Below are 14,618 nucleotides of genomic sequence, written 5' to 3'. Positions count from 1 at the left end.
GTTGTGATCGACATCGAACAAAGAATCACCGCAGCCATCGAGCGTATCACATCGGGCAACGCTCCCATGAGAGTTCCTGCGGACGAAACTGATCCTGACTTGGTTCTAGCTGATTGCCTAGCTGAGATACGCCGACTGCGCGCCGCCCTCTCCGCCCGCCAGCCGGCGTATGTGCAAGGCTGCGATGAGCTGCGTGCGCGGACCGAGGGCGAGCGTGCCGCGTACATGGAAGGGTTGGAGGAAGGCAAGAAGATCGCCGCCCGTCAGCCGGTGGGGGAGCCGGTGGGCTACCTCTACGACTGGACCCACAGCAGCGCACTCGGTCGAGGCGATGAAGAGTTCACCTCTTTCACGACGGACATCGAAGTGGCTCGTAGCAGCAAGGGCGGAATCAACATTCGTCCGGTCTACGCCGCCCCGACCGCGCAGGCCGTGGACCTGGGGCAGTTCCGGGACTTGGCCGAGTTCGCGTTGCGAAACGCGAAGCTCCACAACTGCTGGGAGAAGCGGGAAGCACTGGCGCGTGAACTGCTGGACCTGATCGGCAGCCGGGATCCCCGCCATGGCTGACCAGCTGCTCACCGCTGCAATGGTCCATCTGCTCGCCCTGGGCGGGTTTGCGGCCGGCATCGCCACCCTGTGGGCGATCAGTCGCGCATGCCGCGCCGCGCGCAATGGGCTGCGCTGGTGCTTGCGGAGGTGCGCTCATGGCTGAGCGACCGATGATCGCGGTGTGGTTCTCCTGCGGCGCCGCCAGCGCGGTTGCCGCGAAGCTGACCATCGAGCGCTATGGCGCTACACACGATATCCGCGTGGTGAACAACCCCGTGGCTGAGGAAGATCCGGACAACCAGCGCTTTGCTGCAGACGTGGCGGCGTGGCTGGGAGTGCAGATCGAGCGAGCCATAAACCCCAAGTGGCCCACCTGTTCGTGCGAAGACGTGTGGGAGAAGGAGCGGTTTATGGCGGGTGTTGCTGGCGCACCCTGCACTCGGGCGCTGAAGAAGCAGGCGAGGCAGCACTGGGAGCAGCAGAACCGGCCAGACTTCCATGTCCTTGGCTTCACAGCTGAGGAAAAGGCCCGGCACGCCCGTTTCGTGCTGACCGAGCGGCCCAACGTCCTGCCGGTGCTGATTGAGGCCGGGATGACAAAGGACGACTGTGCACGGCGGATTCTGGCCGAGGGAATTGCGCTGCCGGCCATCTACCTGCGGGGCTACCCAAACGCCAACTGCGTCGGATGCGTGAAATCGCAATCGGCGACGTACTGGAACCATGTGCGCCGCCAAGACCCCGAAGTGTTCCAGCGGCGTGCGGAGCAGTCCCGCAGGATCGGCGCAAAGCTGGTCAAGGTTCGCGGTGAACGTCGCTACCTGGACGAACTGAAGCCCACGGACCGTGGCGGCGCCATGAAGACACTCAATTTTGATTGCGGCCTGTTCTGTGAAGAACCGGAGCTGCAGGCCACCGAGCAGCTGCGCGCTGCGCTGGCCACTGACTGAAGGAGGACAACATGGCCACGAAGAAGCAGGCCAACCCCAGCGCAGGCGCACTATGCCTGTCCCGGGAGTCGATGCGGGAGCTGTGCGGCACACCCTATAGGGAACGCCAGCAGGAGTTTCTGGTGCTGAACGGGATTCCCCACTACAAGGGGCTGGATGGTTGGCCGCGTGTGCTGTGGGCCACCCTGGAAGGGGGCGCGGATGCGGCAACTGAGAAGGCCGTCGCCGTTGCCGAGTGGCGATCGAACAAGGTGGCATGACGATGGGTAGGAAGCCGAAGAAGCCAGGGGCGATTCCCCGGCTGCGCCAGCGCAAGCAGAAGTCGGGCGTGGTGTTCTACTACTACGACAAGGGCGGCAAGCCGCGTGTCGAGATCCCGCTGGGCAGCAACTACGCGCTGGCGGTGAAGAAGTGGGCCGAGCTGGAAGGCACGCGCGAGGCGCAGGCCGTGGCCGTCATCACCTTCCGGCAGGTGAGCGATGCCTACCGAAAGGAGGTCATCATCCACAAGGCGCCGCGCACGCAGCTGGACAACGGGCACGAACTGGCCAAGCTGCTGGAGTACTTCGACGACCCGCCGGCACCGCTCGACTCGATCAAGCCCATCACGGTTCGCCAGTATCTCACCTGGCGCACCGCCAGCGGCAAGGGCATGGTGCGCGCCAATCGCGAAAAGGCGCTGCTGTCGCACATCTGGAACTTCGCGCGCGACAAGGGCTACACCGCCCTGCCCAACCCATGCGCCGGCATCAAGGGGTTCAAGGAGACCGGTCGGGACGTCTACATCGAGGACGACCAGTACCAAGCGATCCGCGCAGCTGCCGACGTGGTGGTGCAGGACGCCATGGACCTGGCCTACCTGATCGGCCAGCGGCCGGCAGACGTGCTGTCGCTGACAGAAATGGACGTGCGAGACGGGGTGATCAACATCCGCCAGGGGAAGACCAAGGCCAAGCTGCGCATCGCGGTCGAGGGCGAGCTGGCGGTGCTGCTGGAGCGGCTGCGCGCGCGCAAGGCTGGCCATGCCGTGCGCAACACCCTGCTGATCGTCAGCGAGCGCGGCGATGCCGTGAGCGTGGACGGCATGTCCAGGCGCTGGGCGAAGGCCTGCGCGGCTGCCGGAATCGAGGGTGTGCAGTTCCGCGATCTGCGTGCAAAGGCGGCCACCGACAAGGCCGAATCGTCGGGCGACATTCGCAAGGCGCAGCAGCAGCTGGGCCACACCACGGTGTCGATGACCGAGCATTACACCCGCAAGCGCCGCGGTCACAAGTCCACGCCGACGCGCTGAAATTCCGCTCCGCAACGGAACTGGGGCGCTTGTGCGCCAAGGCTTTCAAGCCATCAGGATTTCGTGCATTGCGGAGCGGAAATCACCCCGAAACCCTTGTGGCACAATGAATTCTGTGCGGACTTAAAATCCGCCGGGGGCAACCCCATGCCGGTTCGATTCCGGCTCCGGGCACCAACCGCGCTGCGCGAGTACACCTTAGATTGCACGCGAGTAACGCGGCTGTTCATGCGCCGCGCGCAGGTAGGGGTCGAAACACATCGCCAGCAGCCGCAGCAGCGGCCGACCCGGCTCGCTGGCGCGCACTACACCGTCGCGGTATTCGGCCAGGCCGTCTTCCTGCAACCGCTGCACCGAACGCAGGTCCTCGGCGAAGTACTGCTCGAAATCGACGCCATGGCGCTGGCCCAGCACGGCGCCGTCCACCTCGCCCTGGCACATCAGCTGCTGGATGAGTTCAGCGCGCAGCTGGTCGTCGGCGCTCAGTGCCACGCCGCGCCAGACCGGCAGCTGGCCCTGGTCCACCGCGTCCTCCCACGACGGCAGGTCACGCGGATTCTGGCTGTAGGTGGCACCGATATGACTGATCGCACTCACGCCCAGGCCGAGCAGGTCGGTATCGGCGTGGGTGGTATAGCCCATGAAGTTGCGATGCAGCTGGCCGGCACGCTGCGCGCGCGACAGGTCCTCTTCCGGCAGCGCGAAGTGATCCATGCCGATGTACTGGTAACCCGCAGCAGAAAGCTTCTCCACCGCCAGGCCCAGCAGCGCCAGCTTGTCTTCCGGTGAAGGCAACCGGCGCTCGTCGATCTGCTTCTGCGCGCGGAACAGGTGTGGCAGGTGTGCGTAGCCATACACCGCCAGGCGATCCGGTCGCAATGCCAGCACTCGTTCCAGGGTGCGGCCGAATCCCTGCAGGCTCTGTCCAGGCAGCCCATAGATCAGGTCGACGTTGACAGAGCGCATGCCGCTGTCGCGGCAGGCATGCAGGATGTCCAGCGTCTGCTGCACGCCCTGTATGCGGTTGATCGATTCCTGCACATGCGGATCGAAATCCTGCACGCCCAGGCTGGCCCGGTTGAAGCCCAGCCGCGCCAGCATGGCGACATCGCGGGTATCGATGAAGCGCGGATCGAGTTCGATCGAGAAATCGCGCTGCGGCGAATCGCTGAAATCGAAGCGCCGGCGCAGCCCCTCCACCAGCGTGGTCATCGCCTCGGCCTCGAGGAAGTTCGGCGTACCACCGCCCAGATGCAGCTGGATGACCTCACGGCCGTCCTCGAACTGCGGCGCCAGCAGGTCGGCCTCGGCCAGCACGCGCGCGACGTAGCTGTGGCCCCGACCGCGGTCGCGGGTGATCACCCGGTTGCAGCCGCAGTAGAAGCAGGGGCTGGAGCAGAACGGCACATGCACGTACAGCGACAGCGCGCGCGCCAGCTGGTTGCTGTCGGCGATCGCCTGGCGCAGCGCCGGCGCGTCGAAGCCATCGTGGAAGTGCGGCGCGGTCGGATACGAGGTGTAGCGCGGCCCCGGCCGGTCATGCCGGCGCAGCAGGTCGGGGTCGAAGGTCCAGGCCAGGCCACCGGCGGCGGGAGAGAACGTGTCCATGACGCCAGCATCGCGCCGGACGGCCATGACCGCCTTGACCCAGATCAATCGCGGGTGGGGATTCCCAGCACCGGCAGGCCCACCTGCGGCCAGCGCAGCATCTGGTAGCGCTTCCAGAAGGTGTCACCGATGCGCGCGGCGACGTCGTTGGCCAGCTCCTGCATCAGCGGGTTGCCGCACTCGGCGGTGGTGATCCGGAACAGCACCAGCCAGCGATCGAACAAGTCCTTGTCCAGCTCGATGGCCATGTGCTTGGACATCGGCGAGCCCTTGAAGCGGCGCGTGCCGCGCAGCATCGCCGACCAGAAATCGACCAGCTGCGCCAGATGTTCCGGCCAGTCGTGGACATGCGCCTGGAACACCGGCCCCAACCGCTCTTCCTCGCGCACGCGCGCATAGAAGTCGTGGACCAGGCGGGTCACTTCCTGCTCGGTGCACAGCCCGGGCGAGGCGACGGGCAGGACAGGTGGCGGTATTGCGTTCATCGGGGGTACCCAAAGCGTGCCGGCAGTGTGCCGCAGCCGGCCGGCACCGCCGTTGATCCAGATCAATGTCGGCGCAGTCCGCTGCACCTAGGCTGCCACGATTGCAGGAAGCATGCCCTGCGGATGCTGCGCCGGCCTCGGCGGAGTATACGCGCCGCCCTCATTCCGATCCGGGACAGCATGAACAGACCCTCTCCCAGCCGCCGCCAGCAGCTGATCCAGCACTGGGGCGCCATCCTCTGGCCCAGCTTCATCGCTGCCGGCCTGGCCAGCGTGGTGTTCTTCGCCTTCGTCGACCCGCTGCGGTTGCAGGCGATCAGCTTCCCGGGCACGGCGATCAGCCGTGAACTGGGCTATACGGCAGGATTCTTCATGTTCTGGTCGGTGACCGCACTTTCCAGCGCGGTCACCTGGTACCTGCAGCGGCCCCTGCCGAGCGATGACGACGACGAGCTGCCGCTGGGATGAGTACGCCCTGTACCGGAACCGGAACCCCACGCCCCTGGCGTTGGCGCGGCGCGCTCAGCGCGCTCTTGCTGGTCCTGTTCTATGCCCTGCCATGGCTGCGCTGGAATGGACACCAGGCTCTGCTGCTGGACATCAACGCACGGCGCTTCGACCTGTTCGGCTGGACGTTGTGGCCCGGCGATGTCGGCGTGCTGATCGGGTTGCTGGCGGTGCTGGCGGTGGGCCTTGCGCTGCTCACCCACCTCGCCGGCCGCATCTGGTGCGGTCATGCCTGCCCGCAGACGCTGTGGCGTCGTGCCTTCGACTGGATCGCGCACGGCATGGCCAAGGTCTTGCCAGTGCCAGCCGTGCGCCCGGCCACCCAGGTCGCGTGGGGGCTGCTGTCGCTGTGGACTGGCATCACCTTCGTCGGCCTGTTCAGCCCGATCGCCGGACTGCTGGCCGCCGCGCCGCATGCCGGCTGGAGCGGCTGGGAAACATTCTGGGTGCTGTTCTATGCCGCCGCCACCTGGGGCAATGCCGGCTTCCTGCGCGAGCAGGTGTGCCGTTCGCTGTGCCCGTTCGCGCGCATGCAACCACTGCTGATCGATCCACATACACCACGCATGCTGTACGACGCGCGCCGCGGCGAACCGCGCGGCATGCGCCCTCCGGGCATGGGGGGCGTGCTCGGACGCGGACGCGGCCTGCTCGACCCGACCACCGCACAGGACTACGTGTTCCGCGCCGCACATCCGCTGCTGGCCGGACCGATGCCCACCTTCAGCGCCGATCGCCTGGGCGACTGCACCGACTGCGCCGCGTGTGTCAGCGCCTGCCCGATGCAGCTGGACATCCGCCAGGGACCGCAGGCCGATTGCCTGGCCTGCGGCGCCTGCCTGGACGCCTGCTCGCGGCAGCAGCACCAGGCCGGTTTCGGCCCGGGGCTGGTGCGCTACTGCAGTCCGCAGGCCATGGCCGGGCAACCGCGGCAATGGTGGCGACCGCGGACCCTGGCACTGCTGTCAATGCTGCTGGCGCTGTTGGCCTGTGGCGCCTGGCGCCTGCTTTGAATCAACGGGTCAACGCGGCCCGTTGGCGTGCGGCGGCACCAGCTGCGCACGTCGGACGATGCCGAGCTGTTCGATGATCAGCGCCATTTCATTGGTGACTTCGGTACGCTCGGTCCCCTGCGGGACCAGGCGGTCCAGCACCTGCTGGTAGGTATCCCAGAACGCCGGACCGCATCCGTGTTTGTGATAACTGGCTTCCAGTTCGCGGCGTACCCGTTCAGCCAAGCCATGCATGCCGTATTCCATACGACCTCCGTTGGACTTGTTCTGCATCGTTGACGGTCTACCGACTCACTTGCGAGCTACTGAAAGACTCCCGGGCTTCACGCCCGGTTGATGCCAATTAGTCATAGATTTCACGACAGGTCAATTACATGCAGCGACTTTCGTGATCGAAATTATTAATCGTTCACGAAACCACATACGGGATGACAGGCTTCCCGGATGGGCCGGAGCCGACAACCTACCCGATTCCTCCAGCCTCTGCCCTGGTAGGCCTCATCGATAGCCCGACCCCGTTCCATCGAAGTTTCCTATGTTGCTAAGCATACTTAGCAAATGGCACTTAGAGTGCTATATGCGCCAAAAGGCGGCGCAGTTGAGGCTTATTCGCCCTGCGTGGCTTCAGTTGCCGGGAACAGGTTGGGATAGCGCTGATGCAGGATGTATTGGCGTAACGCAGGAATCGGGAAATCCTTGGGCCATTGCGACACTGCAGATCGGCTTATGCCAAAGAAGCGCGCCAGTTCGGCATCGGTGCGGAAACCCAGCCGGGTGCGCACCTGCCCCTTGCTCCAGAATTCGGTCACGGTCGGTCCTTCTGTTAACCAGACTTATTCTTGGAACAAGGGATCTTTGCGATCCACGCGTTAAGCTGGCTTGCATAGATGAATACTCTCGGCCAACGACTCGCCATTGCCATGAAGAAAGCCGGGCACCCTCGCCCGGCCGATCTGGCCCGCGCCGCCGATTCGACGACGGCAACCATCAGCAACTGGCTCAACGACCACGTCAGCCCCGCCCATGTGAAGGCCGAACAGCTGTTCCGCATCGCCGATGCGGCCAAGCTGGACGCGCGTGAACTGCTGTATGGCGTGAGCGGGCTTGGCGTCGGTGAGCGGGGCAATACCTATATCCCCAGCCAGGCCCACCTGGATGTCTGGCAGGACGCCTACGAACTGGTCAGCCATCTGGTGGAAGAGAAGGGCCTGGAGATCGACCACCGCCGCCACGCGGCCCTGGACCTGCTGGCCTTCGAACTGCTGATGGACGGCTTCAGCCGCAGCAAGGTCATCCGGGTGCTGACGACCTCGATGACGTGAATGCACTACCGCTGGTAGCATGGTCGCCGATGGGGATGGGGCTCCCCCGATAACCGCCTGAAAGGGCTGATGGCTCCTGCCAAGACGAACCGGCGTTCGTCGATGGCAGGCCGTGCCTGCCCTCGGCGTTCGCCATCGAATCAGCGAACCCGTACCCGAGGCACGTGATGCACGCATTGAACAACTACTTGCTGGTCTTCATCGGCGGCGGGCTCGGCGCCTGCCTTCGCCATGCCTGCAACCTGATCGGTGCGCGGGTGGCAGTCGGCAGCCCGTGGCCATGGTCGACCTTCCTGATCAACATCAGCGGCGCGCTGCTGATGGGCGTGCTGGTCGAAGCCTTCGCCCTGCGCAATGGCGCCTCGCCGCAGCTGCGCCTGCTGCTGGCCACCGGCGTTCTCGGCGGCTACACCACGTTCTCCACCTATGCGCTGGAAATCGGCGTGCTGCTGCAGCGCGGCCAGCACGGCCTGGCAGCGTTGTACGCCGGCGGTTCGGTGGCACTGGGCCTGGTCGGCCTGTTCGGTGGCATGAAACTGGCCCGGCTGGTGCTGGGCTGAGGCTCAGGCCGCGCCGGCGCGGGCCTGCCCACGCCACTCGCGCGGCGACTGCCCGGTGTGCGCCTTGAATGCGCGCGACAGCGCGGCTTCGCTGCCGTACCCCACATCGTCGGCAATCCGCTTGAGCGGTCTGCCCTGGCGCAGTGCCTGCTGCGCCAGGCCCACCCGCCAGCCCTGCAGGTATTGACCGGGCGTGGTGCCCATCGCCTCACGGAAACTGGCAGCAAACACGCTGCGTGACATGCCGGCGACCTCGGCCAGGTCTTCCAGGGTCCAGGACTGTGCGGGCGCCTCATGCATCGCCACCAGCGCCAGCCGCAGCCGCGGATGCCCCAGCCCGGCAAACAGGCCGCCACGCATCTCGCCCCCTTCCATCAGCTGCCGCAGCACCTGGATCATCACCACCTCGAACAGCCGGTTGACCATCGCCGCACGCCCGCAGCGCTGCTCGAAGGCTTCCTCGAACAGCAGTTCCAGCACTGCGTTGCCGCCGTACAGATTGGCCAGCGGCAGGCAGATGAAATCGGGCAATGCGGCGCTGATCGGGTTGAGCCGTCCACCCTCGAAATGCAGGTTGGCGCAGGCCATGTCGGCGCCCTGCTGCGGGTCGGTACTGAAGCGATGCGGCATCGGCCGCGGGTACAGCAGCAGGCTCGGCACCTCGACCTGCACGGTCTGCTGGCCGTGGCTGACCTGCAGCGGGCCACGTCGCACCAGGTGCAACTGCCCGGCTTCATCCTCGCCGTCCAGCGTGTTGATGCCGCACAGCGCGCCGGCATGGAACACCGAGGCGGTGACCGAAAAACGTTCCAGCAGAATGGCGAGACGGTCGACCATGACGGGACTCCGGATCAAGCGAGACGAACTCAATGCGACAGATCGTATCGGATTCGGCGGTTGAGGGGGCGGCACTGGCTGAGTGATCCGTCGAACGCTATACAGGCCGCACATCCCCGCGCATGGAGGCACTGATGTCGATCCGCATCGCCCTGGCCCTGTTGCCACTGCTGCTCGTGGCCCCGCACGCCCTGGCCGCTCCGTCCTCGAAGATCGACCACCTGGCGTGGCTGGCCGGTTGCTGGCAGCTTGATGGCCAGCCGGCCGGCGCTGGCGAGCAGTGGTCCACCCTGGCTGGAAACACCCTGTTGGGCAGCAGCCGCAGCCTGCGTGACGGCCGCACCGTGGGTTTCGAGTTCATGCAGCTGCGCCAGCATGACGACGGCCGCCTGGTGCTGACCGCCCTGCCCTCCGGCCAGAACGCCACGGACTTCAACGCCACCCGCGTCGATGCCAACGAGGCAGTATTCGAGAACCCGGCCAACGACTTCCCGCAGCGCATCCGCTATCGACGCCTCGATGAACAGCGCGCGCATGCGCGCATCGAGGTCGCGCAGGAGAACCCGAAACAGGCCCTGGACTTCCCGATGCATCGCGTTGCCTGCGGTGGACCATCACCCACCCACTGAAATACAAGCGCCCCGGACTGGCCGGGGCGCCTGCATACGGTCAACACCACACGGACATTCACCCGGCCAGCGTGGTTTCCAGCGCCTTCAGGCCATCGCGGTAGATACCCTCGAACAGCGCGGACGCTTCTTCGTTGCTGACGCCCATCGGAGTGAACTCACCGGACCAGTCGATCCGCGAACCGCCGCCCTGCTCGACCACACGCAGCGTGGAGCGATAGCCGGTAACCGGGAACGGTGCCTGCAGGATCGGGTAGGTGTAGCTGCGACCGGCCTGGTCGAAGGCTTCCAGGCGCTCGACGATGGCATCGCCGTCGGGATTGGCCAGATGGCGCACGCGGCCACCTTCGCTGAGCGTGCTCCGGGGAATGTACGGAAGCCAGTCGGGCAGCGAATCGAAGCCGCCGATGAGGTCCCAGACCTGGTCGGCCGGGGTCGGCACGGTGATGGATGCAGATGCAGTTGCCATGGGAAGGTCTCCTTGGGACTCAGATGTTGTCGATCGGCAGCGGGGCGTTGGCCGCAACCAGGCCCTGGGCGCGCAGTTCCTGCCAGAACCCGGCCGGGATGATTTCCTTCAGTGCGGCGTCGTCTTCGGCGATGCGCTCGGGACGGCTGGCGCCCGGGATCACCGCAGCCACTGCCGGGTTGGCCAGCGAGAACTGCAGGGCGGCCGCCTTGATGCTGATGCCGTACCCGGCGGCGACGGCCTTGATGCGCTCGACCCTGGCAAGGATCTCAGGCGACGCCTTCTGGTACTCGAAGTGGCTGCCACCGGCCAGCACGCCGGAGCTGTACGGACCGCCGACCACGATGCCGGTGTTGCGTTCGGCCGCCTTCGGCATCACCCGCTGCAGCGCACGCTCGTGGTCGAGCAGCGAGTAGCGGCCGGCCAGCAGGAAGCCGTCCGGACGGGCTTCGTCCAGATCCAGGGTCAGCTCGATCGGCTCGACACGGTTGACGCCCAGGCCCCAGGCCTTGATCACGCCCTCCTCGCGCAGGCGGGTCAGCACCTTGAAGGCGCCGCGGCGTGCGGTCTCGAAGTACGACAGCCACTCATCGCCGTAGAAATCCTGGGCGATGTCGTGCACCCAGACGATATCGAGACGGTCGGTCTTCAGGCGCGTGAGGCTGTCATCGATCGAACGCAGGGTGGCATCGGCCGAGTAGTCATTGACCAGCTTGTTGGGGCGGCCGGCGACGAACAGGCCGCCCTTCTCGCCAAGATCGCGGGCGCTGGTGTCTTCCACTTCGTCCAGGATCAGGCGGCCGACCTTGGTGCTGAGCACGAAGTCGTCGCGGTTGCGCTTGGCCAGCACGTCGCCGAGCCGGATCTCGGCCAGGCCGGCGCCGTAGAACGGGGCGGTATCGAAGTAGCGGGTGCCCTGTTCCCAGGCCGCGTCCACGGTGGCCTGGGCCTCGGCTTCCGGGATGTCACGGAACATGTTGCCCAGCGGCGCGGTACCGAAGCCGAGGGCCTTGCCAGCCAGCAGAGTGTTGATGCTCATGGGGTTCCCCTTGGGGACGTTGTTGAGGTTGAGGCATAGGCTAGGCTTGCCCAATAAGACTGTCCAAGACATAATTTGTCCATCTTGAGTCCCGGACGGTCTTATGCTCGATCTCCGCCAACTGCGCTATTTCGTGGCCGTCGCCGAGGATGAACACGTCGGCCGCGCTGCCGAGCGCCTTCACATCTCCCAATCCCCGCTCAGCCGGCAGATCGCGCAGCTGGAGGAACGGCTGGAACTGCAGCTGTTCGAACGCTCGCAGCAGCGCATCCGGCTGACCGCCGATGGCCGCACCTTCCTGGCCGAGGCACGCGCCCTGTTGACCCACGCCAACCGGCTGGAATCGCTGGCACGCCGGCTCGGCCGCGGCGACGAGGGCGGCCTGTGCATCGGCTACCTGGAGTACGCGATGCACTCCGGCGTATTGCCCGCCGCCCTGCGCGAACTGCGTGGCGACCGTCCTGCCGTACACATCGCGCTGTACAACCAGCAGTCGGACACGCAGCTGGAAGGCCTGCGGCAACGCAGCCTGGACATCGCCCTGGTCTGCGAACCCCCCGCGTTCGACGATCCGGACCTGGAGGCCACGCAGGTGCTGAACGATCCAATGCTGCTGGCGCTGCCGGCCGGCCACCCATTGGCCAGCGCAGAGACCATCACGCCAGAGGATCTGGCCAGCCAGCAATGGATCGGCGTGATGCACAAGGAAAGCGCGCTGCGCCATGACACCTTCATCGCCGCCTGCGCGAAGGCCGGCTTCACCCCGACCATCGCCATGGAGGCGACCGAGCCGCTGGCCGCACTCGGTCTGGTCGCTGCTGGGCTGGGCCTGACCACCCTGCAGCGCAGCCTGGACCACCAGGCACCGCAGGGCGTGGTACTGCGCGAGCTGCCGTGGTTCAGCTACCGCACACCGCTGTGGGCGGCCTGGCACCGCATCAACCTGCGCCCGCTGGTCGAGACCTTCCGCAGGACGCTGGTGCAGACCGCAACCGAGGGCAAGCCGGCCTTCGTCGACTGAACTGACCGCGCTATGCCGGGCCTGCCTCGGTGTAGCGCATCACCACAAAGCCCTCTTCCGCGGCCGGTGCAACGAAGTGGCGGGTGATCTGTGCGAACTCCTCATCGCTGGCCTGGAACGGATGCTCACCGCGCGCATTGCGCGCACGCAGCCGCGCCTTGCAGACCTCGTCGGCAACATCCAGGAAATGCAGCTGGTGCGCGGCTCCCTCCGGTTCGAACAGCTCGCGCGCCCATGCCCGCGCGGCCGGCGTGTTGAAAGGGAAATCGAGCACCACCGAGACGCCCATGCGCAGCAATGCGCGCAGATGATCGGCCAGCACATTGCGCAACGTGGCTGCACGCTGCAGATAGTCGGCAATGGAATGGATTTCGCCCGGATACAGCGCCGCCAGCCACGTGTCTTCGCTGATCAATACGTGGCGCGGCTTCAACGCCAGCTGCTGCGACAGGGTGGATTTGCCGGCACCGATCTTGCCGCACACCAGGTGCAGGGTCGGCGCAGCGTCGTTCGATGAAAGGTCGTGCATCTGCATTCTCCTTGGTGGATTCATTACCCGGGAGAGCGCTGCATGCAACCCGCCTTCCCGGGCAGGTTGCTTGGCCGTGATGACCGCGCGCTACCCCGCCTTCCCGTGGGGAATGCGGATAATCGACGCGATGCTGTGCAGGGCCATGCCGCCAGCGTAGAGCGCAGCACCGCCGACCGGCAATGCCCTGCGGCACTGCAGCGCGCGCAAGGTTGTGCAGGGATCTATGCTCGGCGCCATTCCCGCATGGAATGCCCCCGATGCGAACCTTGTTTCGATGTGCGCTTGCCCTCTGCCTGCTGCCTTGGATGACATCGCTGGCTGCACCACCGCCGGCACCGCGCACGCTCAGCGGCGAGCTGCAGGGCGCACCGTGGCGGCTGGATGTACCGGCCCGCTGGAACGGCGACCTGGTGATGCTGGCCCATGGCTATGAACCGGTCGGCATGCCACGCACCGCACCCATGGCGGCCAATGACAGCACCGCGCCACTGCTGGCAGCAGGTTACGCCGTCGCGCAGAGCGCCTATGCCAGCCAGGGCTGGGCGGTGGCCGATGCGATCACCGATACAGAACGCCTGCGCCAGCAGGCAGTGGGTGAACTCAAGCATGTCCGCCACACCTGGATGCTGGGATTCTCGATGGGCGGCGCCGTGACCATCGGCAGCCTCGAGCGCTTCCCGCAGCACTACGCAGGTGGCGTGTCGCTGTGCGGCGCCAATCTCGGCGGCGAACAGATCGCGACCGATCTGCTGACCACGCTGGTCGCATTCGATTACTTCTTCCCCAAGGCCGATGGGCTGCCGGCCGCCGGCCTGGTAGCGCGCGAAGCCGCCGCGCAGCCACAGGGCGAGTTGTACCAGGGCATCGCCAATGCCCTGCAACGTGATCCGTCGCACGCCGCAGTGCTGGCGCGGCGGCTGCAGGTGTCCCCTGATGCAGTGGCCGGCACCATCAGCCTGCACGCGCTGGTGCTGCACGAACTGGCCACGCGCAGCGGCGGCATGCCGGTCGGCAACCTGGGGGTGGTGTACAGCGGATTCGGTGACGACGCCGCATTCAATGCCGGTGTTCAGCGCATCGATCCCGTGCCTGCGGCACAGGCGCATGTCCGCAACTCGCTGGCAATCACCGGCGCACTGAAGCGACCGCTGGTGATCCAGTTCAACCACAACGACCCGACCATCGTGCCGCACATGCAGACGGCGTATCCGCAATTGGCCGCACGGGCTGGCGCACGCCCGCTGCCACGCGTGTTGCCGCCAGTGGGCGAAGGACATTGTGGTTTTTCTGGGGCACAGGTGGTCGACGCCTTGAAAGCAGTGCAACGCTGAGTCCATCGTGTGCCGCAACGCATCACCACCGTGCCGGAAGGGGTTGCTCGGGTGGCGTGTGTTGTTCAGCCGCCAAGGCCTCGGCCTGACCAGCATGGTGCTGCGCGATGCACGCCGCCCGATCGGCATGCAGGGCCAGGCGCTGACCGTGCGAGCCCAACCATGACGGGCCCAGTCAGCCGCCCAGCGTGCCCATCGTGAAGGTGTAGCCCGAGCTCATCAGGAATTCGCGCATGCGCATTTCCGCGCGCCGCGGTGAGGCCAGGCTGGCCGGCGCATACAGCGCATACACCAGGCCCGATCCCTCGATATGCTCGCGGCGGACCTCGCAGCGGGCGGTTTCCGAGGCAATCACCCATCCGTCCTTCAGCCGCTCCGGCCCGATGGATTGTCCGTTCTTCAAGCGAAAGGTCAGCCAACGCACATCTGCCATGACTTTGCTCATTTCCGTTTCGCTCCGTGGCTGAAGCGA

Annotated in this window: 21 protein-coding genes and 1 riboswitch; of the genes, 12 read left to right on the top strand and 9 right to left on the bottom strand. The window is 66.0% G+C overall.

Annotated elements, in window-relative coordinates; all coding sequences use genetic code 11:
• Positions 1–3 precede the first annotated feature (3 nt).
• From VG556_RS06695 to VG556_RS06675, 5 genes are read left to right on the top strand one after another with little or no spacing between them, the layout of a single operon-like run.
• The gene (locus tag VG556_RS06695; protein WP_238381424.1) at positions 4–570 is read left to right on the top strand and encodes a hypothetical protein; all 567 of its coding nucleotides are present in this window, start codon (positions 4–6) and stop codon (positions 568–570) included.
• On the top strand, positions 563–715 hold the full coding sequence (locus VG556_RS06690; protein WP_181452926.1) for a hypothetical protein: 153 nt from the start codon (positions 563–565) through the stop codon (positions 713–715). The genes VG556_RS06695 and VG556_RS06690 overlap by 8 nt, the downstream gene beginning before the upstream one ends.
• Positions 708–1,502 carry a hypothetical protein gene (locus tag VG556_RS06685; RefSeq protein WP_100449730.1) on the top strand — a complete coding sequence of 265 codons (795 nt, stop codon included), beginning with the start codon at positions 708–710 and terminating at the stop codon, positions 1,500–1,502. The genes VG556_RS06690 and VG556_RS06685 overlap by 8 nt, the downstream gene beginning before the upstream one ends.
• An 11-nt stretch (positions 1,503–1,513) precedes the next feature.
• Complete coding sequence (locus VG556_RS06680) at positions 1,514–1,762, top strand: DUF4224 domain-containing protein (protein ID WP_100449729.1); 249 nt, start codon at positions 1,514–1,516, stop codon at positions 1,760–1,762.
• A gap of 2 nt (positions 1,763–1,764) precedes the next feature.
• Complete coding sequence (locus VG556_RS06675) at positions 1,765–2,793, top strand: tyrosine-type recombinase/integrase (RefSeq protein WP_100449728.1); 1,029 nt, start codon at positions 1,765–1,767, stop codon at positions 2,791–2,793.
• A gap of 198 nt (positions 2,794–2,991) precedes the next feature.
• Here VG556_RS06675 and hemN read toward each other — a convergent pair whose 3' ends face one another.
• The gene (hemN, locus tag VG556_RS06670) at positions 2,992–4,401 is read right to left on the bottom strand and encodes an oxygen-independent coproporphyrinogen III oxidase (protein WP_041864131.1); all 1,410 of its coding nucleotides are present in this window, start codon (positions 4,399–4,401) and stop codon (positions 2,992–2,994) included.
• Positions 4,402–4,445: 44 nt separating this feature from the next.
• Positions 4,446–4,886: a group III truncated hemoglobin gene (locus tag VG556_RS06665; protein WP_053494909.1), complete on the bottom strand. Its 441-nt coding sequence runs from the start codon at positions 4,884–4,886 to the stop codon at positions 4,446–4,448.
• Positions 4,887–5,066: 180 nt separating this feature from the next.
• On the opposite strand from VG556_RS06665, the gene VG556_RS06660 reads away from it, so the two are divergent.
• Together VG556_RS06660 and VG556_RS06655 are read left to right on the top strand one after the other, a co-directional pair.
• Positions 5,067–5,354, top strand: coding sequence for a hypothetical protein (locus VG556_RS06660; RefSeq protein WP_032959293.1), 288 nt, complete (start codon positions 5,067–5,069; stop codon positions 5,352–5,354).
• Complete coding sequence (locus VG556_RS06655) at positions 5,351–6,406, top strand: 4Fe-4S dicluster domain-containing protein (RefSeq protein ID WP_049442294.1); 1,056 nt, start codon at positions 5,351–5,353, stop codon at positions 6,404–6,406. The genes VG556_RS06660 and VG556_RS06655 overlap by 4 nt, the downstream gene beginning before the upstream one ends.
• A 9-nt stretch (positions 6,407–6,415) precedes the next feature.
• Here VG556_RS06655 and VG556_RS06650 read toward each other — a convergent pair whose 3' ends face one another.
• The gene (locus VG556_RS06650) at positions 6,416–6,652 is read right to left on the bottom strand and encodes a hypothetical protein (protein WP_005416001.1); all 237 of its coding nucleotides are present in this window, start codon (positions 6,650–6,652) and stop codon (positions 6,416–6,418) included.
• Positions 6,653–7,011: 359 nt separating this feature from the next.
• The gene (locus tag VG556_RS06645; protein ID WP_014646673.1) at positions 7,012–7,215 is read right to left on the bottom strand and encodes a hypothetical protein; all 204 of its coding nucleotides are present in this window, start codon (positions 7,213–7,215) and stop codon (positions 7,012–7,014) included.
• Between the two features lie 111 nt (positions 7,216–7,326).
• Here VG556_RS06645 and VG556_RS06640 point away from each other — a divergent pair, with 111 nt between their 5' ends.
• Positions 7,327–7,728, top strand: coding sequence for a helix-turn-helix domain-containing protein (locus VG556_RS06640; protein WP_005415999.1), 402 nt, complete (start codon positions 7,327–7,329; stop codon positions 7,726–7,728).
• Positions 7,729–7,750: 22 nt separating this feature from the next.
• Positions 7,751–7,814, top strand: a riboswitch (Fluoride riboswitch).
• Between the two features lie 81 nt (positions 7,815–7,895).
• The gene (gene crcB, locus VG556_RS06635; RefSeq protein WP_049404321.1) at positions 7,896–8,288 is read left to right on the top strand and encodes a fluoride efflux transporter CrcB; all 393 of its coding nucleotides are present in this window, start codon (positions 7,896–7,898) and stop codon (positions 8,286–8,288) included.
• A 3-nt stretch (positions 8,289–8,291) separates the two neighbouring features.
• On the opposite strand, the gene VG556_RS06630 is transcribed toward crcB, so the two are convergent.
• Positions 8,292–9,125, bottom strand: coding sequence for an AraC family transcriptional regulator (locus VG556_RS06630; protein WP_100449727.1), 834 nt, complete (start codon positions 9,123–9,125; stop codon positions 8,292–8,294).
• 134 nt (positions 9,126–9,259) lie between these two features.
• Between VG556_RS06630 and VG556_RS06625 the strand changes: the two genes are divergently transcribed.
• Positions 9,260–9,754 carry a DUF6265 family protein gene (locus VG556_RS06625; protein WP_100449726.1) on the top strand — a complete coding sequence of 165 codons (495 nt, stop codon included), beginning with the start codon at positions 9,260–9,262 and terminating at the stop codon, positions 9,752–9,754.
• 58 nt (positions 9,755–9,812) lie between these two features.
• Here VG556_RS06625 and VG556_RS06620 read toward each other — a convergent pair whose 3' ends face one another.
• Positions 9,813–10,223, bottom strand: a complete 411-nt coding sequence (locus VG556_RS06620) for an SRPBCC family protein (protein WP_100449725.1) — start codon at positions 10,221–10,223, stop codon at positions 9,813–9,815.
• A gap of 19 nt (positions 10,224–10,242) precedes the next feature.
• Positions 10,243–11,262 (bottom strand): aldo/keto reductase, encoded by a 1,020-nt coding sequence (locus VG556_RS06615; RefSeq protein ID WP_423179983.1) that lies wholly within the window; start codon positions 11,260–11,262, stop codon positions 10,243–10,245.
• 103 nt (positions 11,263–11,365) lie between these two features.
• Here VG556_RS06615 and VG556_RS06610 point away from each other — a divergent pair, with 103 nt between their 5' ends.
• Positions 11,366–12,283, top strand: a complete 918-nt coding sequence (locus VG556_RS06610) for a LysR family transcriptional regulator (RefSeq protein ID WP_049404314.1) — start codon at positions 11,366–11,368, stop codon at positions 12,281–12,283.
• A gap of 10 nt (positions 12,284–12,293) precedes the next feature.
• Here VG556_RS06610 and VG556_RS06605 read toward each other — a convergent pair whose 3' ends face one another.
• On the bottom strand, positions 12,294–12,812 hold the full coding sequence (locus tag VG556_RS06605) for an AAA family ATPase (RefSeq protein WP_100449988.1): 519 nt from the start codon (positions 12,810–12,812) through the stop codon (positions 12,294–12,296).
• Between the two features lie 260 nt (positions 12,813–13,072).
• On the opposite strand from VG556_RS06605, the gene VG556_RS06600 reads away from it, so the two are divergent.
• A complete protein-coding gene (locus tag VG556_RS06600) occupies positions 13,073–14,146 on the top strand; it encodes an alpha/beta hydrolase family protein (protein WP_100449722.1) in 1,074 nt (357 codons plus the stop codon).
• A 175-nt stretch (positions 14,147–14,321) separates the two neighbouring features.
• On the opposite strand, the gene VG556_RS06595 is transcribed toward VG556_RS06600, so the two are convergent.
• Positions 14,322–14,591, bottom strand: a complete 270-nt coding sequence (locus tag VG556_RS06595) for a hypothetical protein (RefSeq protein ID WP_032959304.1) — start codon at positions 14,589–14,591, stop codon at positions 14,322–14,324.
• Between the last annotated feature and the right edge of the window lie 27 nt (positions 14,592–14,618).

The sequence above is a fragment of the Stenotrophomonas sp. CASM106 genome, from assembly GCF_049384825.1.
Taxonomy (GTDB): Bacteria; Pseudomonadota; Gammaproteobacteria; order Xanthomonadales; family Xanthomonadaceae; genus Stenotrophomonas; species Stenotrophomonas muris.
This window is presented reverse-complemented; position numbering and strand designations above follow the sequence as displayed.

Bases quoted from the DNA above. Each gene is read 5' to 3' on its own strand.
- VG556_RS06690 (WP_181452926.1), top strand. From the start codon at position 563: ATGGCTGACCAGCTGCTCACCGCTGCAATGGTCCATCTGCTCGCCCTG.
- VG556_RS06685 (WP_100449730.1), top strand. From the start codon at position 708: ATGGCTGAGCGACCGATGATCGCGGTGTGGTTCTCCTGCGGCGCCGCC.
- VG556_RS06680 (WP_100449729.1), top strand. From the start codon at position 1,514: ATGGCCACGAAGAAGCAGGCCAACCCCAGCGCAGGCGCACTATGCCTG.
- VG556_RS06675 (WP_100449728.1), top strand. From the start codon at position 1,765: ATGGGTAGGAAGCCGAAGAAGCCAGGGGCGATTCCCCGGCTGCGCCAG.
- hemN (WP_041864131.1), bottom strand. From the start codon at position 4,401: ATGGACACGTTCTCTCCCGCCGCCGGTGGCCTGGCCTGGACCTTCGAC.
- VG556_RS06665 (WP_053494909.1), bottom strand. From the start codon at position 4,886: ATGAACGCAATACCGCCACCTGTCCTGCCCGTCGCCTCGCCCGGGCTG.
- VG556_RS06660 (WP_032959293.1), top strand. From the start codon at position 5,067: ATGAACAGACCCTCTCCCAGCCGCCGCCAGCAGCTGATCCAGCACTGG.
- VG556_RS06655 (WP_049442294.1), top strand. From the start codon at position 5,351: ATGAGTACGCCCTGTACCGGAACCGGAACCCCACGCCCCTGGCGTTGG.
- VG556_RS06650 (WP_005416001.1), bottom strand. From the start codon at position 6,652: ATGGAATACGGCATGCATGGCTTGGCTGAACGGGTACGCCGCGAACTG.
- VG556_RS06640 (WP_005415999.1), top strand. From the start codon at position 7,327: ATGAAGAAAGCCGGGCACCCTCGCCCGGCCGATCTGGCCCGCGCCGCC.
- crcB (WP_049404321.1), top strand. From the start codon at position 7,896: ATGCACGCATTGAACAACTACTTGCTGGTCTTCATCGGCGGCGGGCTC.
- VG556_RS06630 (WP_100449727.1), bottom strand. From the start codon at position 9,125: ATGGTCGACCGTCTCGCCATTCTGCTGGAACGTTTTTCGGTCACCGCC.
- VG556_RS06625 (WP_100449726.1), top strand. From the start codon at position 9,260: ATGTCGATCCGCATCGCCCTGGCCCTGTTGCCACTGCTGCTCGTGGCC.
- VG556_RS06620 (WP_100449725.1), bottom strand. From the start codon at position 10,223: ATGGCAACTGCATCTGCATCCATCACCGTGCCGACCCCGGCCGACCAG.
- VG556_RS06615 (WP_423179983.1), bottom strand. From the start codon at position 11,262: ATGAGCATCAACACTCTGCTGGCTGGCAAGGCCCTCGGCTTCGGTACC.
- VG556_RS06610 (WP_049404314.1), top strand. From the start codon at position 11,366: ATGCTCGATCTCCGCCAACTGCGCTATTTCGTGGCCGTCGCCGAGGAT.
- VG556_RS06605 (WP_100449988.1), bottom strand. From the start codon at position 12,812: ATGCACGACCTTTCATCGAACGACGCTGCGCCGACCCTGCACCTGGTG.
- VG556_RS06600 (WP_100449722.1), top strand. From the start codon at position 13,073: ATGCGAACCTTGTTTCGATGTGCGCTTGCCCTCTGCCTGCTGCCTTGG.
- VG556_RS06595 (WP_032959304.1), bottom strand. From the start codon at position 14,591: ATGAGCAAAGTCATGGCAGATGTGCGTTGGCTGACCTTTCGCTTGAAG.